This is a genomic window from Pseudomonas sp. 1L-C-7-B-C1, from assembly GCF_057291635.1.
Genome location: NZ_JBXAWH010000004.1, coordinates 342,704 through 365,494, shown reverse-complemented (window position 1 = coordinate 365,494; position 22,791 = coordinate 342,704). Strand labels below are relative to the sequence as shown.

The 22,791-nt window shown below is 58.9% G+C and carries 16 protein-coding genes; 7 read left to right on the top strand and 9 right to left on the bottom strand.

The genetic code is table 11. The features are described from left to right. Positions 1-56: 56 nt before the first annotated feature. From AC0Z8Z_RS09130 to AC0Z8Z_RS09100, 7 genes are all read right to left on the bottom strand, one after another. Positions 57-1,664, bottom strand: coding sequence for an ABC transporter substrate-binding protein (locus tag AC0Z8Z_RS09130; RefSeq protein ID WP_485618865.1), 1,608 nt, complete (start codon positions 1,662-1,664; stop codon positions 57-59). A gap of 97 nt (positions 1,665-1,761) precedes the next feature. Then, entirely contained in the window at positions 1,762-3,141 is a 1,380-nt protein-coding gene (locus tag AC0Z8Z_RS09125) for an OprD family porin (protein WP_485618864.1), read from the bottom strand. Positions 3,142-3,297: 156 nt separating this feature from the next. Then, a complete protein-coding gene (locus AC0Z8Z_RS09120) occupies positions 3,298-4,899 on the bottom strand; it encodes an ABC transporter substrate-binding protein (protein WP_485618863.1) in 1,602 nt (533 codons plus the stop codon). A gap of 340 nt (positions 4,900-5,239) precedes the next feature. Beyond that, complete coding sequence (locus tag AC0Z8Z_RS09115) at positions 5,240-6,868, bottom strand: ABC transporter substrate-binding protein (protein WP_122623267.1); 1,629 nt, start codon at positions 6,866-6,868, stop codon at positions 5,240-5,242. A gap of 283 nt (positions 6,869-7,151) precedes the next feature. After that, entirely contained in the window at positions 7,152-8,750 is a 1,599-nt protein-coding gene (locus AC0Z8Z_RS09110) for an ABC transporter substrate-binding protein (RefSeq protein ID WP_485618905.1), read from the bottom strand. Positions 8,751-8,862: 112 nt separating this feature from the next. Further along, a complete protein-coding gene (locus AC0Z8Z_RS09105) occupies positions 8,863-11,034 on the bottom strand; it encodes an HET-C-related protein (protein WP_485618862.1) in 2,172 nt (723 codons plus the stop codon). A gap of 248 nt (positions 11,035-11,282) precedes the next feature. Beyond that, complete coding sequence (locus AC0Z8Z_RS09100) at positions 11,283-11,999, bottom strand: SIMPL domain-containing protein (protein WP_485618861.1); 717 nt, start codon at positions 11,997-11,999, stop codon at positions 11,283-11,285. A gap of 207 nt (positions 12,000-12,206) precedes the next feature. On the opposite strand from AC0Z8Z_RS09100, the gene AC0Z8Z_RS09095 reads away from it, so the two are divergent. The 7 genes from AC0Z8Z_RS09095 to garD all read left to right on the top strand — a co-directional run bounded on the left by AC0Z8Z_RS09095 (position 12,207) and on the right by garD (position 21,199). Further along, complete coding sequence (locus tag AC0Z8Z_RS09095) at positions 12,207-13,463, top strand: ATP-binding protein (RefSeq protein WP_122534957.1); 1,257 nt, start codon at positions 12,207-12,209, stop codon at positions 13,461-13,463. Then, positions 13,460-14,020, top strand: a complete 561-nt coding sequence (locus AC0Z8Z_RS09090) for a response regulator transcription factor (protein ID WP_065990162.1) — start codon at positions 13,460-13,462, stop codon at positions 14,018-14,020. The genes AC0Z8Z_RS09095 and AC0Z8Z_RS09090 overlap by 4 nt, the downstream gene beginning before the upstream one ends. 99 nt (positions 14,021-14,119) lie before the next feature. Next, complete coding sequence (locus AC0Z8Z_RS09085) at positions 14,120-15,856, top strand: ABC transporter ATP-binding protein/permease (protein WP_485618860.1); 1,737 nt, start codon at positions 14,120-14,122, stop codon at positions 15,854-15,856. A 120-nt stretch (positions 15,857-15,976) separates the two neighbouring features. Next, on the top strand, positions 15,977-16,726 hold the full coding sequence (locus tag AC0Z8Z_RS09080) for a FadR/GntR family transcriptional regulator (RefSeq protein WP_108120830.1): 750 nt from the start codon (positions 15,977-15,979) through the stop codon (positions 16,724-16,726). Positions 16,727-17,175: 449 nt separating this feature from the next. Beyond that, a complete protein-coding gene (gene kdgD, locus AC0Z8Z_RS09075) occupies positions 17,176-18,087 on the top strand; it encodes a 5-dehydro-4-deoxyglucarate dehydratase (protein WP_122534960.1) in 912 nt (303 codons plus the stop codon). A gap of 175 nt (positions 18,088-18,262) precedes the next feature. Further along, a complete protein-coding gene (locus AC0Z8Z_RS09070) occupies positions 18,263-19,633 on the top strand; it encodes an MFS transporter (RefSeq protein ID WP_205484709.1) in 1,371 nt (456 codons plus the stop codon). Positions 19,634-19,645: 12 nt separating this feature from the next. After that, the gene (gene garD, locus AC0Z8Z_RS09065; protein ID WP_122534962.1) at positions 19,646-21,199 is read left to right on the top strand and encodes a galactarate dehydratase; all 1,554 of its coding nucleotides are present in this window, start codon (positions 19,646-19,648) and stop codon (positions 21,197-21,199) included. A gap of 288 nt (positions 21,200-21,487) precedes the next feature. Here garD and AC0Z8Z_RS09060 read toward each other — a convergent pair whose 3' ends face one another. Continuing rightward, positions 21,488-21,916: a low affinity iron permease family protein gene (locus AC0Z8Z_RS09060; protein ID WP_485618859.1), complete on the bottom strand. Its 429-nt coding sequence runs from the start codon at positions 21,914-21,916 to the stop codon at positions 21,488-21,490. A 93-nt stretch (positions 21,917-22,009) separates the two neighbouring features. Next, a complete protein-coding gene (locus AC0Z8Z_RS09055) occupies positions 22,010-22,789 on the bottom strand; it encodes a TatD family hydrolase (protein WP_485618858.1) in 780 nt (259 codons plus the stop codon). Positions 22,790-22,791: the final 2 nt, after the last annotated feature.

Genomic DNA, 22,791 nt, shown 5'->3' with positions numbered 1-22,791 from the left:
GTACCTCATCAGGTACCGGCGAGTCTCTGGGTAGCAGAGCCCGCCGGATTCTTCTTCTACTTCGCTTGGGTGGTAGCGAAGTTATTAGTGGTGAGAGGGCTGATGTGGTAACCCTCCACGTTGTTGCGCATTGCAGTGAACATCTTGGTGTGCGCCATGCTGATCCATGGCAGGTCCTGATTGAAGATCACCTGAGCTTGCTCGTAGAGCGAAGCGCGTTCGGCCGGGTCGGTTTTTTCCCGAGCCTGATCGATCAACGTCTGGAACTTCTGATTACACCAGCGCGCGTAGTTTTCGCCGTTTTTGGCGGCCTCGCAACTGAGGTTCGGGGTCAGGAAGTTATCAGGGTCGCCATTGTCACCTGCCCAGCCGGCCGACACCATGTCGTGTTCGCCGTTTTTGGCACGTTTGAGCATTTCGCCCCATTCCATGACGCGTATATCTAACTTAATGCCGACTTTGGCCAGGTCGGCCTGCATCATTTGTGCGCCGAGCATTGGGTTCGGGTTGGTCGGACCGCCGCCGTTGCGCGTGAACAGGGTCAGTACCGTGCCTTCAGGGACACCCGCTTCCTTGAGCAAGGCGCGGGCCTTGTCCAGGTCGTGGGCAGGGTTTTTCAGGTCTTTGTTGTAACCCAGCAGGGTGTCCGGATACGGGTTCACAGCGACGGTGGCGTTGCCTTTGCCGAACAGGGCGTTGACGTAGGCTTCTTTATCAAATGCGATTTCGATGGCCTTACGCACTCGCACGTCGCTCATGTATTTGTGCGTGGTGTTCATGGCAATGTACGCGGTGGTCATCGCGTTCAGCTCATCAACCTTGAGGTTGGTGTCTTTCTTGATGCTCGGGATGTCGTCCGGCTTCGGATACAGGGCGATCTGGCACTCGTTGGCCTTGAGCTTCTGCAGGCGCACGTTGTTATCGGTGGCGATCGCAAAGATAAGGGTGTCAGCCGGCGGCTTGCCGCGGAAGTAATCCGGGTTGGCCTTGAAGCGAACCTGAGCGTCCTTGGCGTAGCGCTGGAAGACGAACGGACCGGTGCCGATGGGCTGGCTGTTGAGGTTGTCGGTCTTGTTGGCCTTGAGCAACTGATCGGCGTATTCCGCCGAGTACACCGAAGCGAAGGCCATGGCGACGTCAGCCAGAAACGGCGCTTCGCGGCGGGTCAGGGTGAACTTGACGGTGCTGTCGTCCACTTTCTCGACGTTCTTCAGCAGCTCTTTGAAACCCATGCTTTCGAAGTATGGGTAACCGACCATCGACTGTTTGTGCCAAGGGTGGTTGGGGTCCAGTTGACGCTGGAAGCTCCACACCACGTCATCGGCGTTCATGTCGCGGGTCGGTTTGAAGTATTCGGTGGTGTGAAACTTGACGCCCTTGCGCAGATGGAACGTGTAGGTCAGGCCGTCATCGCTGATCTCCCACGTCTCAGCCAGCGCGGGAACAATCTCGGTGGTGCCCGGCTTGAAATCCACCAGACGGTTGTAAATGGTTTCCGCCGACGCATCGGCGGTCACGGCGGTGGTGTAGAGCGCCGTGTCGAAACCTTCCGGACTGGCTTCGGTGCAGACCACCAGAGGCTTGGCCGATACGCCGACCGCAACGCTGAATACCGCCAGTGCGATCGCGCTGCGCAATGTTGCGAGTTTGAATGTCGATTTCAAGTAACGCACTCCGCAAGTGATGAAGCCATTAGTGAGTCGGTATCGGGCCCCGAAGTTCGGTATAAACCGCACCGTGAGGCCCGATCGATCATGCTGATTACATAATGTTGAATGGAATCGTGGTCACCAGACGGAACTCGTTGATGCTGCCGTCAGCCTGATTGGCGCTCGCGCGGTGAGTGGTGTAGGTCGCACGCATGGTCGACGCCTTGAGCGGGCCGGACTGCAGGGTGTACGACGAGCCAACACCGTATTCGTAGTGAGTTTCGCCGTCCATTCGCGAGACGTCATAGGCGGTGCCTTTGTAATGGGTACCGTCGATGTCGAAACCGCGCGCCTGATAGATGTTGAATTTCAGGCCTGGCACGCCGTAGTCGGCCATGTTCAGCAGGTAGCTCAGCTGAACCGACTTCTCGTTCGGGCCGTTGAAGTCCGAGAGCAGGGAGTTGGCCAGGAAGATGGCGTTGGTGTCGTGGACGTAGTCGAAGTAGGTGTCGCCTTCGACTTCCTGGTACGCGACGCTGAAACTGTGCGCCTTGTGAGTGGCGGTCAACGACAGGCTGTAGGTGTCGTTGTCGATCTCGCCCATCTTCTTCTGACCGGAATCCTTGGTCTTGTAGTAGTTCAGGTTGGTGCTCAGGCCCAGTACGTCGCTGTCGCCGATTTCGTGCAGAGCCGAGAAGTAGTACTGATGCCAGAAGTCTTCGACATTGGAGGCGTAAAAGCTGGTGGTCAGGCTCTTGAATGGCTTGTAATCCACGCCTGCCATGTCAACGCGGTCGGCGGTGGCGGTGTTGTTGGTGTACTCGGAGCGGAACTTGGTCAGGCTCTGCTCGGTACGTGGCGACACGCGGTCGAAGCTGCCTGCCTGGATCGAGATGTTGTTGAACTCTTCGCTCAGGATGCTCACACCTTCGAAGCTCGAAGGAAGTGCGCGGTTGCCGATATAGGCCAGCACCGGGGTGTTCATCGACTGACGGCCGGCGGTCAGGGTCGTATTGGAAACGCGCGCCTTGATGTTGGCCAGGCCCATCTTGCTCCACTGCCCGACAGGGTCGCCGTTGTTCTCGGTCAGCGTACGGTTGGCGCCGCCCATCAGGTCGTCTTTGTCACGGTCCAGCGCAACGGCGTTGTAGACCGCCATTTGCGTGGCAAAACCGACAGTGCCCTGGGTGAAGCCCGAGCTGTAGTCAACGATGGTGCCCTGAACCCAGTTGATCCGGCGCGGGTCGCTGTCGACCACAACGCCGTTCTCTTTGCGGGTGAACTCGCCGCCACGGCGCAACAGTTCGTTGGCGTACCAGTTCTTGGTCGAACCGGTCAGCTTCGAGTCTTCCAGAAAGCCCTTGGCTTCGCCCTGGAGGTTGCTGGTGGCCAGTGTGGTCGGAACGAATTCCTGACTGGTCGGCTCTGCCTGGGCCGCGACGCTGATGGCGAGTACGGATAAGGCGAATACAGCGGTGCTGGCTTTTTTCACGTTTTGAAGCTCCCGATTGCTGCTTTTTTAGAGGCGGGCTTTTTATGGTGTAGCCCGCTCGATGGTGCGGCCCTATGGGCCAGTTTCTTGCCTATCCGGCTAAACGCGGATAAAGCAATGCCAAAGGGCGTGGTTGCGCCCCAGGCAAGTTTTGAATTATTCGGCGATGCTGACGCCCGAGAAATTGTTGCGGTTGAACGGGCTGACCAGGAAACCTTGCACTTCCTTACGCAGCGGCTGGATCACCGTCGAGTGGGCAATCGGCGTAATGGGTACCTGTTCTTTCAGGTAATGCTGAGCCTGTTTGTACAGCGCAATGCGCTCGTCCTTGTTCGTGTTCGAAACAGCGGCCTTGACCAGTGCGTCATATTTTTCGTCGCACCACATCGAGTAGTTATTGCCCCCGATGGACGCGCAGCTGTACAGCGTGCCCATCCAGTTGTCCGGGTCACCGTTGTCACCGGTCCAGCCGATCAGCGAAATGTCGTGCTCGCCGTTCTTGCTGCGCTTGAGGTATTCGCCCCACTCGTAACTGACGATGGTTGCCTTGATGCCCACCTTCGCCCAGTCGGCCTGAAGCATCTGGGCCATCAGCTTGGCGTTGGGGTTGTAGGGGCGCTGGACCGGCATGGCCCACAGGGTCAGTTCGGTGCCTTCCTTGACGCCGGCGGCGCGCAGCAACTCGCGGGCTTTTTCCGGGTTGTAGGGCGCGTCCTTGACCGTGTCGTCATAGGACCACTGCGTGGGCGGCATGGAGTTCTGGGCCAGTTGCCCGGCGCCTTGGTACACCGCCTCGATGATCGCTTTCTTATCCACCGCCATGTCCAGCGCCTGACGAACCTGCAAGTTGTCCAGCGGGGCGTGGCGCACGTTGTAGGTGATGTAACCGAGGTTGAAGCCGGGCTTTTTGATGACCTGCAGGTCCTTATCCGCCTCGATCGACGCGACATCAGCCGGACGCGGATTAAGCGTCACCTGGCACTCGTCTTTTTTGAGTTTTTGAATGCGCACCGAAGCATCTGTATTGATGGCGAAGATCAACTGATCAATCTTGACCCGACTCGGGTCCCAGAACTGTTTGTTTTTCACGTAGCGAATCTGAGAATCTTTTTGATAGCGCTGAAATACAAAAGGACCCGTGCCAATAGGCGCCTGGTTAATATCGCGGACATCGCCGGAGGCCATCAATTTGTCGGCATATTCGGCGGACAGAATTGACGCGAAGTTCATGGAAACGTTCTGGATGAACGCCGCATCAACTTTGTTGAGTGTGAACACGACGGTCATCGGGTCGGTCTTTTCCACCGACTTGATGTTCTTGTCCAGGCCCATGCTGGTGAAGAAAGGAAACTCCGTCGGATACGCCACGCGGAACGGATGGTCCTTGTGCAGCATGCGATTGAAGGTGAACAGCACGTCGTCGGCATTGAAATCGCGCGTGGGCGAGAAGATCTTGTTGCTGTGGAACTTGACGCCTTCACGCAGATGGAACGTATAGGTCAGGTTGTCAGGGGAGATATCCCAGCGGGTGGCGAGAGCAGGTACCACGGTGGTCTCACCGCGTGCGAACTCGGCTAAACGGTTGTAGATCGGCTCAGCGGCATCATTGTCAGTGCCCGAGGTGTACTGACCGATATCAAACCCGGCCGGGCTGCCTTCCGAACAGAAGACCAGGCTTTTGCTGGCGGCCTGAACGACAGGCGTCATCGCCAAAAGGCCGGCGGCAATAAGTGATGGCACAACGATATTCGTACGCATGATATTCCTTATCGTGAGAGGCGCATTAACTGCGAATGCCTGCGCGATCCATTGCAACCGTTTGCGCAAATGGAGAGTCAACGCCTGGAAGAAAATCCCACTGTTCAAGATAAACAACGGACCGCATGTGCGGCTTGTCAGACGGTATGTCTCCGGCGCCGCACAGTCCATAGTTACGCATGCTTCAAAGTTTGTAGGAAAAGTGCTTATCGTTAGTAGGCAAGAACTGTAGGCAAGTCGCTACTCATCTAACGATAGTCAATTTCATTTAACGATCGAGCACATGACAACGCGATCGCGTCGCCCTGGGGCAACGCGACCGAGTGGTCATTTAAAAATATTACTTGCCGCTGACGCTGACGCCGTAGAACGAGTTCAGACCGAACGGGCTGATCTTGAAGTCCTGAACTTCCTTGCGCATCGGCTGATAAACAGTCGAGTGAGCAATTGGGGTCATAGGGACCGCGTCTTTGAGCAGGTGTTGAGCCTGCTTGTACAGCTCGGTGCGTTTGGCCTGATCGGTGGTTTCCTTGGCCTGGTGGATCAAGGTATCGAACGGCTTGTCACACCATTTGGCGAAGTTGTTGCCGTTGAGGGCATCACAGCCAAACAGGGTACCCAGCCAGTTGTCCGGGTCACCGTTGTCGCCGCTCCAGCCAATCAGCATTGCGCCGTTTTCGCCGGCCTTGGCGCGCTTGATGTATTCGCCCCATTCATAGGAAACGATCTTGGCGTTGATGCCGATCTTCTTCCAGTCGTTCTGGAGCATCTCGGCCATCAGCTTGGCGTTCGGGTTGTAAGGACGCTGAACCGGCATCGCCCACAGGGTAATCTCGGTGCCTTCCTTCACGCCCGCCTGCTTGAGCAGGTCCTTGGCCTTGGCGATATCGAACGGTGCATCTTTGATGGTGGTGTCGTAGGACCATTGGGTCGGCGGCATGGCGTTGGTCGCCAGTTGGCCCGCGCCTTGATACACGGCATCGATGATGGATTTCTTGTTGACTGCCATGTCCAGCGCTTGACGCACTTTGAGGTCAGCCAGCGGGTTCGGCTTGTCTTCGCCTTTGATCTTGGGCATCACGTTGTAGGCGATGTAACCCAGGTTGAAGCCGGCCTGGTCAGGCATCTTCAACGCAGGGTCGGCTTTCAGCGGAGCGAGGTCAGCCGGACGCGGGTAAGCGGTGATCTGGCATTCGCCTTTCTTCAACTTCTGCGCACGAACCGAGGCGTCAGTGGTGATGGCAAAAATCAGGTTGTCGACTTTGACGTCTTCAGGCTTCCAGTAGTCCTTATTCCCGGTGAAGCGAATGTTGGAGTCTTTCTGGTAGCTCTTGAACACGAACGGGCCAGTGCCGATCGGCTTCTGGTTGATGTCTTCCGGCTTGCCTTCTTTCAGCAGCTGGGCAGCGTATTCAGCGGACTGAATGGACGCGAAGCTCATCGCCAGGTTCTGGATGAACGCAGCATCGACGGTGCCGAGGGTCATTCTGACGGTGTGATCGTCGACCTTCTCGATCTTGGTGATGTTGGTGTCCATCGCCATGTCGGTGAAGTACGGGAATTCGGTCGGGTACGCCTTACGGAACGGGTCGTCCTTGTTGATCATGCGGTTGAACGTGAACAGCACGTCATCGGCATTGAAGGTACGCGTCGGCTTGAAGTACGGCGTGGTGTGGAATTTCACACCTTCACGCAGGTGGAAGGTGTAGGTCAGGCCATCCGGGGCAACGTCCCAGCTGGTGGCCAGGCCTGGAATGACAGCGGTGCCGCCACGTTCGAACTGGCTCAAACGGTTGAAAACGGTCTCGGCCGAAGCATCGAAGTCGGTACCGGTGGTGTATTGACCTGGATCGAAACCAGCAGGGCTGCCTTCGGAGCAGAACACCAGATTCGATGCTGCATGGGCGAAGGGAGCGCTGGCGATCAAACCTGCGCCGAGAAGAAACGGAATGACCGCTTTTTTGAGCATGGTGGCCTCAGTTGTTGTCATTTTTTGATTGAGGGTACGGCCTTTTGAGCCGGTCCCACGGATACTTATGCAGGCGCCATACCCAAAGCAAGATGTTGGCGCCAGCAAGGTGTCAAACAGTGGCACGAACGTACACGAATGTCGCATAAGTGTAATTTCTGACGCTGTTGAACGTTTGCGTGTCGCATATCGATATCTTTGCAGCACCAAAAGGGTGCATCGCAACGTGGCGATTGCACCCGCTTCGGTCATCGAGTGTTACTTCGCTGTTGGTTTCAGCGAGTTACTTGGCCAGGCTTACGCCGTAGAAAGGCGTCAGGCCAAACGGGCTGAGTTTGAAGTCCTGAACCTCTTTACGCATCGGCTGAAAGACCTTGGAATTGGCGATCGGGGTGATCGGCACGTCGTTTTTCAGAATGTTCTGCGCTTGCTGGTACAGCTTGATGCGCTCATCGCGGTTGCTGGTCAGCTTGGCCTGGGTGACCAGTTTGTCGTAGCTGGGGTTGCACCATTTCGCGTAGTTGCTGCCCTTCACCGCGCCACAGCTGTACAGCACGCCGAGCCAGTTGTCAGGGTCACCATTGTCACCGGTCCAGCCGTAGATCATCACGTCGTGCTCGCCGGCCTTGGCGCGCTTGATGTACTCGCCCCATTCATAGCTGACGATGTTGGCCTTGATACCAATCTTCGCCCAGTCCGACTGGATCATCTGCGCCGACATGCGTGCGTTGGGGTTGGACGCGCGCTGCACGGTCATCGCCCACAGGTTGATCTGCGTGCCTGGCGCAACGCCGGCCTCCTTGAGCAACTGCTTGGCTTTTGCCGGATCGTGGGGCGCGTCCTTGATGTTCGGATCAAAGCTCCATTGCGCAGGCGGCAGAGCGTTCTGTGCCAGCTGCCCGGCGCCCTGGTAAACCGCCTTGATGATGGCCGGTTTGTCGATGGCCATGTCCAGCGCCTGACGCACCTTCAGTTGATCCAGCGGCGGATGGGTCACGTTATACGCAAGAAAGCCCAGGTTGAAACCGGCCTGGCTCAGCACCTTGAGGTTCGGGTCCTTCTGCGCTTCTTCGATGTCCTGTGGGCGCGGATACCCACTGATTTGGCACTCGCCGGTCTTCAGCTTCTGCAGACGGGTGGCGGCGTCGGTGTTGATCGAGAAGATCAGGTTGTCGAGCTTCACGTCCTCCGGCTTCCAGTATTCCTTGTTGCCGACGTAACGGATCTGCGCGTCTTTCTGATAACGCTTGAACACAAACGGCCCTGTACCGATCGGCTTCAGGTTGATGTCGCCTGCCTTGCCTTGCTTGATCAATTGGGCCGCGTATTCAGCCGACTGAATCGAGGCGAAGCTCATCGCCAGGTTCTGGATGAACGCCGCGTCGATGTTGTTCAGCTGGAAGCGGACGGTTTGGTCGTCGACCTTTTCGACCTGCTTGATGGTGGTGTTCATCCCCATGTCGGTGAAGTACGGCGACTCCGACGGGTACGCCTTTCGGAACGGGTCGTCCGGGTTCAGCAGGCGATTGAAAGTGAACAGCACGTCATCGGCGTTGAAGTCGCGGGTCGGTGTGAAATAGTCCGTGGTATGGAATTTCACGCCAGGCCGCAAGTGAAAGGTATAGGTCAAGCCGTCTTCGGACACGTCCCATTTCGTTGCCAGGCCCGGCTCGACATCGGTGCCGCCGCGCTTGAACTGGGTCAGGCGGTTGAAGACTGTTTCCGCTGACGCATCGAACTCGGTGCCGCTGGTGTACTGACTGGGATCGAAGCCGGCAGGGCTGGCTTCCGAGCAATAGACAAGGGTGCTGGCCGCCTGCACCGAGGGAACGCACAGCGCCATTGCGGCTGCCAGGAGCAGGGGTTTGAAGGTGGTGTCCATGTGAACCTCATTAAGTGCGGCACTCATGCCTGAATTCATCGACGGGATGATAGACCGCCAAGAATGCCGCACGGCTCACTCGGGCAACAAGCCAGGTAAATTCATAAGCTTATTACTTAATGAAGTTCTGCAACTCCTTCCACCAGGTGGTGCCGGAAACCACTTTCATGAACCCCTGCTCCAGAATGCCCTGCAAGCCCGAGGCCTGTGAGGTTTTGCTGTTGAACACGTAGTCCAGGTAGCTCTGGCTGTCTTTGATGAGTGTGTTCTGGATGGCGCGAAGTTCGTCGATTGCCGCTTGCTGGGTCTTGTCCAGCTCGCTCTTCGATTCACTGCGTGCCACTTCCGCCGGATTGCTGGCCGCCCATGCGTTGACGATCGGGTACTGCCATTCGCTGTCGGCAGGATGGCAGAAGAATGCCGACGCGACGGCGACCGGATCTGCCTCAGGTTTGCCAGCCCAGTAATCGACCATGGACTGGGCAACTTTGCGCACGGCTTCGGTAGCGAGCAGCGCGGCCAAATCGTGGAGCGGGTGTTCAGCGTGGTCCTTGGAGAGTTGCGAGTGGCTCGGCTCCAGCGTCGGGTCAGTATTCGGGTCACTGCCCAGCAGAGTCTGCGCATCGTCGACGCTGTTGCCGATCCAGGTCAGTACACCTTGTGCCGCGCTGTTGTACGCGTTCAGCAAAATGCCCGCCGGGGTGTTGATCAGCCAGCGATAGAACTTCAGGGTGTCTACGCCCATTTTTTTGGCGAGCGTCACCAGGCCGTCCCTGGCCGTCAGCAGCGCGTTGAATGCGTTGAAATAATCCTGATCAGGGTGTTCGCTCAGCAACACCAGCATCACTTTATCTCTGTCCGAGCGATAACCCGGCTGAGTGAGCTCGAACTCAAGCTCCTGGGTGGAAAAGAGGATTTTGCCCAGCGGTCCCGCCAGACTGGCGATGACGTCGGTGGCCCCGAATGTGCCCGTGACCAGAGGCAGGTTCCATTTGACGTGAACAGGCGTTGTCCAGGGTAGAACCCTGACATGCCCGGCCTTGATCAGGCTCAGTTCTGCGAAGTTTGAATGGGCGAACAGGTCTTCGAGCACATGCAGCGCGGCGCCGAAGCTTCGCAGTCCGTCGAGGGAACGGCCCTGTTCCATCGCCAGGCGCAGCTCCTGCTCCATGTAGCCCACCGCGTTGCCGATGTAGCGTTTCATTGACGTGGCCAAGTCCGCGCCAAGGGACGGATCACCGGATAGCACCCAGGCTTCGAAGTCCGGGTCACGCACTTTCGGGTCCGGGAACGGTGGATCGGTCACCAGCGGATTGTCGATGTGCTCCGTCGGCCGGTAAACACCCAGCTTCGTGGGCGTGACCTTCATTTCGTTCGGATAGCGCATCCGCAGATCGAAAAATTTCTTGGCTGCCAGCACGTCGATCAGATTCGTCCAGCCCTCGCGGGACAGTGTCGACGGGAATTCTTTTGGCATGTCGGGTGCACGGGTGATCTTGGGATCAACGACCTGAGAGTAATCCCGTAGCCAGTTGCCGAAATAAACGGCGTCGATTTCCGTTCGGCTGAATTTGAAATCCTGCAGTACCCATTCAATCGTCTGGTGGGTGCTGCCTTTCGCCTCGGCGTTGCCGGCTTCGAAGGCTTCGCGGTCGGAATTGCTGTGGGAAGGCTCGATGCGCAGATCGGTCGAGGCCAGATAGTCGCGAATGGCTTCGCCAGCCTTCTTCCAGGACATCGCGTACTCACGATTGCCGGAGGCCACTTCGGAATACGTGGCGAAACTCAGGTCGTCTCGTGACGGGGAGGCTGCTTCGGTCAACCACAAGGTGAAAAGATGGCCTTCCTCGAATGGGGCATCGTTCGCCAATGGCGCATTTTCATCAGCCAGTTCATGGCGCAGGACGTTGTCGATGTGGTGGCCGAATTCATGGAGCAGTGCGGTGAGCAACCACCAGTAGTGCTGCGGATGGGCGGTCGTACGCGCGAAGAATGACCAATCGACACGGATGACCCGCTCGCGGTTGTCATAGTCGGCTTCGAAGCCCAGCTCCCAGGAGAGAAGCACGGCAGGGTTTTGCACCTCACCCGCCTGCAGTTTGTCCCGCAGCTTCGTATAGAGGTGAGGCGGAATGTCGTTACCGAAGACGTTGCCCATCTCAATGGCAAAAGATTCTGGCGCGAGCGTTTCGGCCACGTGGGTCAGTAGATCCAGCGCGAATGTACTGCGCAACGTGCGGGTAGACACGTCGACAGGAATAACGGTTTGAGCTTGAAAAGGCATGATCGGATTCTTCCTTGAATCATTGGCCGCGCACGGCCGTGCTCTTGGGGCAGGCGGCCTTGAGTGCGCGTCAGGTGTGTTTTGCTGCGGACAATTCTATTTATTTCGGGCAGCGTGAAAATCGGCCGAATCGCCCCGGGACGTAGGAGATAGGAGCTGCGCTGATGGGGAAGCGGCCACGGGATGGCCGTAATAAAGCGGGGATGGGAGAGGGAAAAGGCGGCAGCCCTTGGCTGCCGCCGGGTGCATCAAGGGATAGCGACTTCGATCACGCCATCTGCTGCCACACTGACCTGGCTGGTGCCGGCCTCGACATCAGGCGTTGGCGCGGCGTCGGCACGCGCGGCCTTCATCATCATGACTGGCGCGCGCAGATACGGCTGCGGGAACCCGGAGGTGTTCAGGTTCAGGTTGACCAGTTTGTAGCCCGTACCGCCCAGTGCGTCGGTCACCAATTTCGCGCGAGCACGGAATGCTGTCACAGCGTCCTTGAGCAACGCGTCTTCGCTGGTCTTGCGTGCGGGGTTGGAAATGGAGAAGTCCATGCCGCCCATTTTCATGTCGCCACCCAGCAGGTCGCCGGTCAACTTGGAGAGGGCGGCAAAGTCGGCGCTTTCCAGGCGCAGTTCGGCGTGTTCACGCCAGCCGGTGATCTTCTGGCCTTTGTCGTCGTAGATCGGGTAGCTGTTGCGGCTGCCCTGACGGATGTTGATGTCTTTGACCTGACGCGCTTCGCCCAAGGCCTTGTTCAGGGTTTCAGTGACGCCGGCCGCCAGTTTGGCCGGGTCGGTGTTCTGCGATTCGGTGTAGAGGGTGACGGTCATCAGGTCGCGCTGCACTTCCTGGCTGACTTCGGCGCGGACCGAAACCTGGTTGTAGTGAACGTCGTCGGCGAGGGCAGGGGTGCTGGCCAGCGCGAGTGCGCCGAGGGTGAGCAGTGCGGCAGTAGGGCGAAGGCTGAACATAAAAACTCCTTGTTTGGCGAACCGTCCCGAGAGATGTGGCAAGTCCTCGGCGGACGGATGCCCATGAGACTGTGAACCCGGAGGCTTGTTCCTGCGCCATTGGGCGGAGGTCAAATGGATGTGGCGGTTTGACGCACTTTGACGGCAACTGTTGTCGCATTGGTTATACTCGCTCCGATTCGCCTGGAGCGCTCATCAGGAGAGCTCATGCTCGCCCCCTTGCAACTGCTTTCTGCCACCCGTCAGAACCTCTGGCGCCTGACGTTCATCCGCATTCTGGTGCTGGGTGCACAGGCGGGCTCAGTGGGGTTCGCCTATCTGTTCGATTTGCTGCCGCTGCCCTGGCTGCAGCTGGACATCACCCTGGGTTTCTCGGCGATCGTCTGCCTGCTGACGGCCATCCGTTTGCGCACCTCGTGGCCGGTGACCGAGCTCGAATACGCCGTGCAACTGGCATTCGACCTGTTTATCCACAGTGCGCTGCTGTACTTTTCCGGCGGCTCGACCAACCCGTTCGTTTCTTATTACCTGGTGCCGCTGACCATCGCCGCCGTGACGCTGCCGTGGCGTTATTCGCTGATCCTGTCGGGTATTGCGCTGGCGTTGTACACCCTGATGCTGGCCAAGTTCTTCCCGCTGGATGCCTTCGTGGCCCGCGAGAACATGCAGATCTACGGCATGTGGCTGAGTTTTGCGCTGGCGGCCGGGGTGATCACCTTCTTTGCCGCGCGCATGGCCGAAGAACTGCGCCGTCAGGAACACATGCGTGCCTTGCGCCGCGAAGAGGGCGCGCGCGATCAGCAATTACTCGCGGTGGCCACCGAAGCTGCCGGCGCCGCCCATGAACTTGGCACGCCGCTGGCGACCATGAGCGTGCTGCTCAAGGAAATGCAGCAGGACCATAAAGACCCTGCGCTGCAGGACGACCTTTCGGTGCTGCAGGACCAGGTCAAGCTGTGCAAGGAGACGTTGCAACAACTGGTTCGCGCCGCCGAAGCGAATCGCCGGCTCTCGGTGCAGGAACAAACCGTTACGCACTGGCTCGATCAGGCGCTTAATCGCTGGCACCTGATGCGCCCGGAAGCCACTTACCGCTTTCAACGCCTGGGACAGGGCGACGTGCCGATGCTGGCGCCGCCGCCGGACCTGACCCAGGCGCTGCTGAACCTGCTCAACAATGCTGCCGATGCCTGCGCCGAAGGGCTTGAGGTGAATCTGGACTGGACCGTGACTGAAATCCGCATCAGCATCCGCGATCATGGGGCCGGCGTACCGTTGGCCATCGCCGAGCAGATCGGTAAACCGTTTTTTACCACCAAGGGCAAAGGCTTCGGCCTTGGCCTGTTCTTGAGTAAGGCCAGCGTGACCCGCGCGGGCGGCTCGGTGAAACTCTATCCTCACGAGGAAGGCGGCACGCTGACCGAGCTGCGCCTGCCCCGTGACGCACGAGGAGATGAAGCATGACTGACGAAATCCAGGTTGAAGGCGAAGAGCTGCCGCACCTGCTGCTGGTGGACGACGACGCCACCTTCACCCGCGTGATGGCGCGGGCTATGGCGCGCCGCGGTTTTCGCGTGAGCACCGCCGGCTCCGCCGATGAGGGCCTGGCCCTCGCGCAGCAGGACATTCCGGACTACGCCGCCGTCGACCTGAAAATGGAAGGCGATTCGGGGCTGGTGCTGTTGCCCAAGCTGCTGGAACTGGACCCGGAAATGCGCGTGCTGATCCTGACCGGTTATTCGAGCATCGCCACGGCCGTCGAGGCGATCAAGCGCGGCGCCTGCAACTACCTGTGCAAACCCGCCGATGCCGATGACGTGCTGGCAGCGCTGCTGTCCGAACACGCCGACCTGGACACGCTGGTGCCTGAAAACCCGATGTCCGTCGACCGCTTGCAGTGGGAGCACATTCAGCGCGTGTTGACCGAACACGAGGGCAATATTTCCGCAACGGCGCGTGCGCTGGGCATGCATCGACGTACCTTGCAGCGCAAGTTGCAGAAGCGCCCGGTCCGTCGCTAAGCAGGGACTGCTTCTTAAACATTTATTCATGGAAGATCGTCTGTGGCGTCTGGCACATTGGCGCCAACGCCTTTAATTGCCTGCTGCCGAGCTTTTGCCATGAATTTTGATGTAGACGAATCCAGGGTCAATGACGCTGTAAACGGGAATTTCTTTTCCCGGGTCTGGAAGCTGGTGACGCCCTACTGGCGCAGCGAAGAAAAAGGCATGGCCTGGGTGCTGCTCATCGCAGTGATCGTGCTGTCGCTGTTCAGTGTGTTTATCTCGGTGCTGGTCAACAGCTGGTACCGCGACTTTTACAACGCCCTGCAGAACAAGGATCTGGGCGCCTTTACCCACCTGATTCTGTACTTCTGCGGCATTGCCGCCATTGCCATACTTGGCGCGGTCTATCGCCTCTATCTGACCCAGATGCTGACCATCCGCTGGCGTCGATGGCTGACGGAACAGCATTTTGCCAAATGGCTTGCGCACAAGAACTACTACCGGCTGGAGCAGGGCGGTTACACCGATAACCCGGACCAGCGTCTGTCTGAAGACCTCAATAACTTCACTTCCGACACCCTCAGCCTAAGCCTCGGCCTGCTGCGCACGGTGGTCAGCCTGGTGTCGTTCTCGGTGATCCTGTGGGGCGTGTCCGGCAGCATCGAGCTGTTTGGCATCACCATCCCCGGCTACATGTTCTGGGCCGCACTTATTTATGCCGCGGTCGGTAGCTTGCTGACTCACCTGATCGGCAAACGCTTGATCGTGCTGAGCAACCAGCAACAGCGTTACGAGGCCGACATGCGTTTCTCGCTGGTGCGCGTTCGCGAGAACGCCGAAAGCATCGCCCTGTCCGACGGGGAGGCCAACGAGAATCAGCGCCTGAGCGCACGGTTCGGCATGGTCTGGAGCAACTTTTGGACGATCATGAAGGTGCAGAAGCGCCTGACGTTCTTCACCGCCGGTTACTCGCAGATCGCCATCGTTTTTGCCTTCGTCGTCGCTGCGCCGCGTTATTTTGCCGGCAAGATCGAACTGGGCGAGCTGATGCAGATCAACTCCGCATTCGGCAATGTGCAGGAAAATTTCAGCTGGTTCATCGACGCGTACACCCAGCTGGCATCGTGGCGCGCCACCTGTGATCGTCTGCTCAGCTTCCGTCAGGCCATGGACGAAAACGAAGCGCGCGTGCCGGCCATCAAGGTCAGTCATGAGAGCGATGCCTTGCAACTCGAGGGCCTCGCGCTGTCTCTCGCCGGCGGTCGTAAGTTGCTGAACAATGCCAACATTCGCATTGCGGCAGGCGAAAAGGTCATGCTCAGCGGCCGCTCCGGCAGTGGCAAAAGTACGCTGCTGCGGGCGATGGGCGGATTGTGGAAAGAAGGCCACGGTGCCGTGAAGCTACCCGCCAAACGTGCGTTCTTCCTGCCGCAAAAACCGTATCTGCCAATTGGCACCCTGCGTGAGGCGTTGAGTTATCCCCAGGCGCCCGAAGTCTATCCTGCCGAACGCTTTGCTCAGGTGCTGGAAACCTGCCGCCTCGATCACCTGATCCCGCGACTGGACGAGAGTGAACACTGGCAGCGCATGCTTTCGCCGGGCGAGCAACAGCGCGTCGCTTTTGCCCGAGCGTTACTGTTCGCGCCGGACTGGCTTTATCTGGATGAAGCCACATCCGCGATGGACGAAGAGGATGAGGCCGCGCTGTATCAGGCGTTGCTGGACGAGCTACCAGGCGTGACCCTGCTCAGCATCGGCCACCGCAGCAGCCTCAAGCGTTTCCATCGCCGGCACGTGCGCATCGACGGTGGCCAGTTGCACGAGCAGCCGCTAACCGAATCGGCACTTTAAGCGTACAGTGCTGAAGCGATAAAGTGTCGTAAACCAGGTGCTACGCCGGGGTTGTTGTGTGATCGCACAACCCGGTGAGCTATCATCAGCGTTCAGCGTATTTAGAGATGCATGTTGGATATGGAAAATCAGAGCGCTCCGCCTCGCGCACGCAGAAAGCACCGCAGTCTCGCACAGGAACTGGTGACTGAACTCTCCGAGCGGATCCGCACTGGCGGGCTAAAGCGCGGGGACAAGTTGCCTACCGAGTCTGCAATCATGGAAGAGCAGGGCGTCAGCCGCACGGTTGTTCGCGAAGCCATCTCTCGCCTGCAGGCCTCCGGACTCGTCGAAACCCGGCATGGCATCGGCACGTTCGTTCTGGACACGCCGAGCCCGAGCGGTTTCCGTATCGATCCGGCCACCATCGTCACCCTCCGTGACGTCCTGGCGATTCTTGAGCTGCGCATCAGTCTCGAAGTCGAATCAGCCGGCCTTGCCGCCCAACGCCGATCCGCCGAGCAACTGGCCGATATGCGCGCCGCCCTCGACGCACTCAGCGAGAGCGCGGCCCATGCCAGCGATGCTGTCGGCGCCGATTTCCAGTTCCACATGGCCATCGCCCTGTCGACCGGCAACCGCTACTTCACCGACATCATGAATCACCTGGGCACTAGCATCATTCCCCGTACCCGTCTGAATTCTGCGCGCCTGGCCCACGACGACAACCAGCATTACATGAGCCGCCTGAGCCGCGAGCACGAGGAAATCTACGATGCCATCGCGCGCCAGGATTCCGATGCCGCCCGCGCCGCCATGCGCCTGCACCTGACCAATAGCCGTGAACGGCTGCGTCATGCCCATGAAGAGGCTGAATCGCAGCGGGCTTGAGACACGTTGTTAGAAGGCTAGGGCATAGCTGCGCTGCCCTCTAAGGTGTTTGCGCGGGTCGGTGATTCAGGCTCGGACGTCGGCTCGTTGACTCTGGCCGGAGGCCGTAGGAGTGAGCTTGCTCGCGATCGGCTGCGCAACAGTCGTAAAACTGAAGCTGCGGTGCTTTCAAACGCGCCGCATCACCAAGAATGCTGCCGCTTTGCGCCAGATCGCGAGCAAGCTCACTCCTACAAATCGCGCCATTCAGCACTCCTCTGCAGCGACTGCGGCATCTCATAACCGGGCTTCGCACCATGCCAGCATCAGCAGGCACCACTCATCCTCCCCCGTCATAAATATTTCAAAACGCTATTGAGTGATCCTACTACCGGTTGTACGATGACTTACGACATCAGCGCAGGACTGGTGCTTCATCCACAAAAATAGCTCCCCAGGGTGTTCGAATAATGAATCCACAAGAACTGAAGTCCATCCTCTCTCACGGTCTGCTTTCCTTCCCGGTTACCGATTTCAATGCCCAGGGCGACTTCCACCGCGCTGGCTACATCAAGCGTCTGGAATGGCTCGCCCCGTATGGCGCTTCCGCGCTGTTCGCCGCAGGCGGTACAGGTGAGTTCTTCTCCCTGACCGGCGACGAATACTCCGAAATCATCAAGACTGCCGTCGACACCTGCGAAACCAGCGTGCCGATTCTGGCTGGCGTCGGTGGTCCGACCCGCCAAGCGATTCAGATGGCTCAAGAAGCCGAGCGTCTGGGTGCCAAAGGCCTGCTGCTGCTGCCTCACTACCTGACCGAAGCCAGCCAGGACGGCGTCGCCCTCCACGTTGAAGCGGTCTGCAAATCGGTCAAGATCGGCGTTGTTGTCTACAACCGTAACGTCTGCCGCCTGACCCCTTCGCTGCTGGAACAACTGGCCGAGCGCTGCCCTAACCTGATCGGCTACAAAGACGGCCTGGGTGATATCGAGCTGATGGTTTCGATCCGCCGTCGTCTGGGCGACCGCTTCTCGTACCTGGGTGGTCTGCCAACGGCAGAAGTCTACGCCGCTGCCTACAAGGCGCTGGGCGTGCCGGTTTACTCCTCGGCGGTGTTCAACTTCCTGCCAAAAATGGCGATGGACTTCTACCACGCCATCGCCAAAGACGATCACGAGACCGTCGGCAAGCTGATCGACGATTTCTTCCTGCCGTATCTGGACATCCGTAACCGCAAACACGGCTACGCGGTGAGCATCGTCAAGGCGGGCGCCAAGCTTGCCGGTTACGACGCAGGCCCTGTCCGCGCACCGCTGACTGACCTGACGTCAGACGAAGTCGACATGCTGGCTGCATTGATGGACAAGCAGGGCAAGCAGTAATCGCCCAGTTGCCGCAAAACCGCTGAGCGATCAGCGGTTTTTTGCCCTCGGGGCTTCGCTAACGGACAGCTCGCAGTACAGCTTCACATCGCATCTGTTTTAGGGGCAGAGGCGAGCAGCACACACATAAGATCGTTTACCCGCGCAAAAAAAATAACTAGTGGGAGTTTCGAACATGCAGAAAACCAAGCCGACGCACGTCCGCTATTTGATCTTGCTCATGCTGTTTCTGGTGACCACGATCAACTACGCCGACCGTGCAACCATCGCCATCGCGGGCTCCAGCCTGCAGAAAAGCCTCGGCATCGACGCCGTCACCCTCGGTTTCATCTTCTCCGCATTTGGTTGGGCCTACGTCGCCGGCCAGATCCCAGGCGGCTGGCTTCTGGACCGCTACGGCTCCAAGAAAGTCTACGCATTGAGCATCTTCACCTGGTCGCTGTTCACCGTGCTGCAAGGCTACGTCGGCGAATTCGGTCTCTCCACCGCCATCTTCCTGCTGTTCGCCCTGCGCTTCATGGTCGGCCTCGCCGAAGCACCGTCGTTCCCCGGCAACGCCCGTATCGTGGCGGCCTGGTTCCCGACGTCTGAACGCGGCACGGCCTCGGCGATCTTCAACTCGGCACAATACTTCGCCACCGTTCTGTTCGCCCCGATCATGGGCTGGATCGTTTACACCTTCGGCTGGCAGCACGTGTTCATCGTGATGGGCAGCATCGGCATCCTGTTCTCCCTGATCTGGCTGAAAGTTATCCACAGCCCGCGCAACCACCCAAAAATCAACAAGGAAGAATTCGATCACATCGCCAACAACGGCGGCATGGTCGACATGGATCAGGACAAGGGCAAAGGCTCTGCCAGCGGCCCGAAATGGGACTATGTGCGTCAGTTGCTGACCAACCGCATGATGCTGGGCATTTACCTGGCTCAATACTGCATCAACGGCATCACCTACTTCTTCCTGACCTGGTTCCCGGTGTACCTGGTTCAGGAACGCGGCATGACCATCCTCAAGGCGGGCTTCATCGCTTCGCTGCCAGCCATCTGCGGGTTCATCGGCGGCGTGCTGGGCGGGATCATTTCCGACTACCTGCTGCGCAAAGGCCACTCGCTGACCTTCGCTCGCAAGGCGCCGATCATTGGTGGCCTGCTGCTGTCGACCTCGATCGTGACGTGCAACTACGTCGACATCGAATGGGTCGTCGTGGGCTTCATGGCACTGGCCTTCTTCGGCAAGGGCGTTGGCGCACTGGGCTGGGCGGTCATGTCCGACGCATCGCCGAAACAAATCGCCGGTTTGAGCGGCGGTCTGTTCAACATGTTCGGTAACATCGCTTCCATCACCACCCCGATTGTCATCGGCTACATCATCAGCACCACCGGTTCGTTCAAATGGGCCCTGGTGTTCGTCGGCGCCAACGCGCTGGTGGCGGTGATCAGCTACATCTTCATCGTCGGTGAAATCAAACGTGTAGAACTCAAGGAAACCCCACAGAAGGGTGCCTTGCCGGCCAGTGAAGCCGAGCTTTCTCAAGCGAAACTCTGAGGAAAAACCGTGATGAACTTGATCCAACATGCCGATTCGCCGCGTTACATTCGCTTGCACGCGCTTGATAACGTCGTCGTCGTGGTCAATGACCAGGGCGTACCGGCGGGGACTGAATTCGATAACGGTCTGGTGACCGTCGACAATGTGCCGCAGAGCCACAAGGTGAACACCGTGGACATCGCCGAAGGGGAGCCGATCATTCGTTACGGCCACACCATCGGCTATGCGCTGCAGCCGATCCCGAAAGGCAGTTGGGTCAAGGAAGATCAGCTGCGCATGCCATCAGCGCCGGCGCTGGACAGCCTGCCGATGTCCGACGCCGTGCCGGTCCGCGGTGAGCCGCTGGAAGGCTTCACCTTCGAGGGTTACCGCAACGCCGACGGCACCGTTGGCACGCGCAATATCCTGGGCATCACGACGACGGTGCAGTGCGTCACCGGGGTTCTGGATTTCGCCGTCAAGCGCATCCGCGAGGAATTGCTGCCCAAGTACCCGAACGTCGATGACGTGGTGGCGCTGACCCACAGCTACGGCTGCGGCGTCGCCATCACTGCCAAAGACGCGTACATCCCGATTCGCACGGTGCGCAACCTGGCGCGCAACCCGAACCTTGGTGGCGAGGCGCTAGTGATCAGCCTGGGCTGCGAGAAGCTGCAGGCCGATCAGGTCATGCACACTGGCGACGCCTCGGTCGACCTGAGCGAGCCCTGGCTGTATCGCTTGCAAGACTCCAAGCACGGCTTCAACGAAATGATCGAGCAGATCATGGAATTGGCCGAGACACGCTTGAAGAAGCTCGACCAGCGTCGTCGCGAAACCGTGCCGGCGTCGGAATTGATTCTGGGCATGCAGTGCGGCGGCAGCGATGCGTTTTCCGGCATCACCGCCAACCCCGCGCTGGGTTATGCCTCGGACCTGTTGCTGCGCGCGGGCGCAACCGTGATGTTTTCGGAAGTGACCGAAGTGCGTGATGCGATCTACCTGCTGACCTCCCGTGCCGAAAACATGGAAGTCGCTGAAGGCCTGGTTCGCGAAATGGACTGGTACGACCGTTACCTGGCCAAAGGCGAAGCGGACCGCAGCGCCAACACCACGCCGGGGAACAAGAAGGGCGGGCTGTCGAACATCGTCGAGAAGTCGCTGGGGTCGATCGTCAAATCCGGCAGCAGCGCGATCAACGGGGTGCTTGGCCCTGGCGAGCGGGTGACGCGCAAAGGCCTGATCTTCTGCGCGACGCCGGCGAGCGACTTTGTCTGCGGGACGCTGCAACTGGCGGCCGGGATGAACCTGCACGTGTTCACCACAGGACGCGGCACGCCGTATGGTCTGGCGATGTCACCGGTGGTGAAAGTGTCGACCCGCACGGAGCTGGCACAGCGCTGGCCCGATCTGATCGATGTTGATGCAGGGCGCATTGCAACCGGGCGCGCCAGCATCGAGGACTTGGGATGGGAGCTTTTTCACTTCTACCTCGACGTCGCCAGCGGAAAGAAGACGACCTGGACCGAGAAGTATCGTCTGCACAACGACATCACCCTGTTCAACCCGGCGCCGATCACATAAGCCGGAGTTCAGCCCTTTACCAGCCGGGCTTGGTAGCCCGGCTGGTACATGGTCCATGTGGGAGCGGTCGTGTCGCCACAGGTTTCTGCGCCGTACTCAGCGCCCCTGTGGCAGCGAGCTTGCTCGCGAATACGCCACTTCTGCCGCTGTAGATTTCGGACGTACCGGCCTCGTCGTGAGCAAGCTCACTCCCACGATTTAACCCTCTCGCCAAAAGACTTCGCGCCGTACTCACTTCCCTGTGGGAGCGAGCTTGCTCGCGAATTCGTCACTTCAATCGCTGAAGAATCAGCGACTGGTCATCAACTCCGCTTTCTCTTCACCCGCCTCAGGCTCCGGTTCCGGAAACGCCTCGGTGTGATCAAACTCCACGCCTTCGCCCATCGCCTTGTATTTCTTGCGCAGTGCGTGCAATTCCTTCTGATCAAGATTATCCAGGCTCAGCACAGCGTTCTGCGCGTCTTTGGTCACGCGCAGCAGTTCGTCGATCTTGATATGCATCTCATCGGTGTCGCGGTTCTGGGTGTTCTGGATCAGAAAGACCATCAGGAAGGTGATGATCGTCGTGGATGTATTGATGATCAGCTGCCAAGTGTCGTTGTAGTGGAAGAATGGCCCGGTCACGGCCCACAAACAGATCAGCGCAATCGCCACGAGGAAGGTTCGTGGGCTGCCGGACCACTGCGACAAGGCCTGCGCGAACTTCGAGAATTTCATTAACGGGTTTCCTTAGTTAACCAAGAGAGATACCCAAGGGACCACGCTAAGTCTTTGAAATTTCTTATCGCAACATGAAATCGGCGACAGGTTTCAGTCCCAGCCGAACACTTCACACGCATTGGCGGTGCTCGCTGCGGCCAGTTTGTCCGCAGGGATTTTCATCAGTTCGGCGATGGCCGCGCATATATCGGGAAGGTGCTCGGGGCTGTTGCGCATGCCCGGAAACATTGCCGGCGCCATGTCCGGGGAGTCGGTTTCCAGCACGACGCTTTCCAACGGCAGATCGGCGATCACCCGGTGCATGCGCAACGCCTGCGGCCACGTCGCCGCACCGCCCAGCCCCAGCTTGTAACCCAGCTTGATGTATTCCCGGGCTTCTTCGCGGCTGCCGGCGAAGGCGTGAACGATGCCGCTGCGCTTGAGCTTGAAGCGCTTGAGCGCGGCAATGGTGTCGGCGTGGCTGCGGCGCACGTGGAGCAGGGCAGGGAGGTTGAAGTCGGCCGCCAGCTGCAACTGCTGGTCAAGCAACGTCTGTTGCCGCGGGCGGTCCAGGGATTCGATGTAGTAATCGAGACCGATCTCGCCCACGGCGCACAGCTTGGGATGCCCGGCCAGACGCGTCAGCCAGTTGCGCATCTCCTGTACATGCTCTGGCTGATGCTCCTCAAGGAACACAGGGTGCAGACCCAGCGCGGCGTACACCGAAGGTTCGCTGATCGCCAGATCCCACACCCGTTGCAGATTGCGCTGATAGACGCCCAGCACCACGATGCGCTCGACACCCAACTGCCGGCTGTTGGCGAGGACGGCGTCGCGGTCGGCGTCGAAGTCGTCGAAATCCAGGTGCGTGTGGGTGTCGATCAGTCGCACGT

Bases quoted from the DNA above. Each gene is read 5' to 3' on its own strand.
- AC0Z8Z_RS09120 (WP_485618863.1), bottom strand. From the start codon at position 4,899: ATGCGTACGAATATCGTTGTGCCATCACTTATTGCCGCCGGCCTTTTG.
- AC0Z8Z_RS09115 (WP_122623267.1), bottom strand. From the start codon at position 6,868: ATGCTCAAAAAAGCGGTCATTCCGTTTCTTCTCGGCGCAGGTTTGATC.
- AC0Z8Z_RS09110 (WP_485618905.1), bottom strand. From the start codon at position 8,750: ATGGACACCACCTTCAAACCCCTGCTCCTGGCAGCCGCAATGGCGCTG.
- AC0Z8Z_RS09105 (WP_485618862.1), bottom strand. From the start codon at position 11,034: ATGCCTTTTCAAGCTCAAACCGTTATTCCTGTCGACGTGTCTACCCGC.
- AC0Z8Z_RS09100 (WP_485618861.1), bottom strand. From the start codon at position 11,999: ATGTTCAGCCTTCGCCCTACTGCCGCACTGCTCACCCTCGGCGCACTC.
- AC0Z8Z_RS09095 (WP_122534957.1), top strand. From the start codon at position 12,207: ATGCTCGCCCCCTTGCAACTGCTTTCTGCCACCCGTCAGAACCTCTGG.
- AC0Z8Z_RS09090 (WP_065990162.1), top strand. From the start codon at position 13,460: ATGACTGACGAAATCCAGGTTGAAGGCGAAGAGCTGCCGCACCTGCTG.
- AC0Z8Z_RS09085 (WP_485618860.1), top strand. From the start codon at position 14,120: ATGAATTTTGATGTAGACGAATCCAGGGTCAATGACGCTGTAAACGGG.
- AC0Z8Z_RS09080 (WP_108120830.1), top strand. From the start codon at position 15,977: ATGGAAAATCAGAGCGCTCCGCCTCGCGCACGCAGAAAGCACCGCAGT.
- kdgD (WP_122534960.1), top strand. From the start codon at position 17,176: ATGAATCCACAAGAACTGAAGTCCATCCTCTCTCACGGTCTGCTTTCC.
- AC0Z8Z_RS09070 (WP_205484709.1), top strand. From the start codon at position 18,263: ATGCAGAAAACCAAGCCGACGCACGTCCGCTATTTGATCTTGCTCATG.
- garD (WP_122534962.1), top strand. From the start codon at position 19,646: ATGAACTTGATCCAACATGCCGATTCGCCGCGTTACATTCGCTTGCAC.
- AC0Z8Z_RS09060 (WP_485618859.1), bottom strand. From the start codon at position 21,916: ATGAAATTCTCGAAGTTCGCGCAGGCCTTGTCGCAGTGGTCCGGCAGC.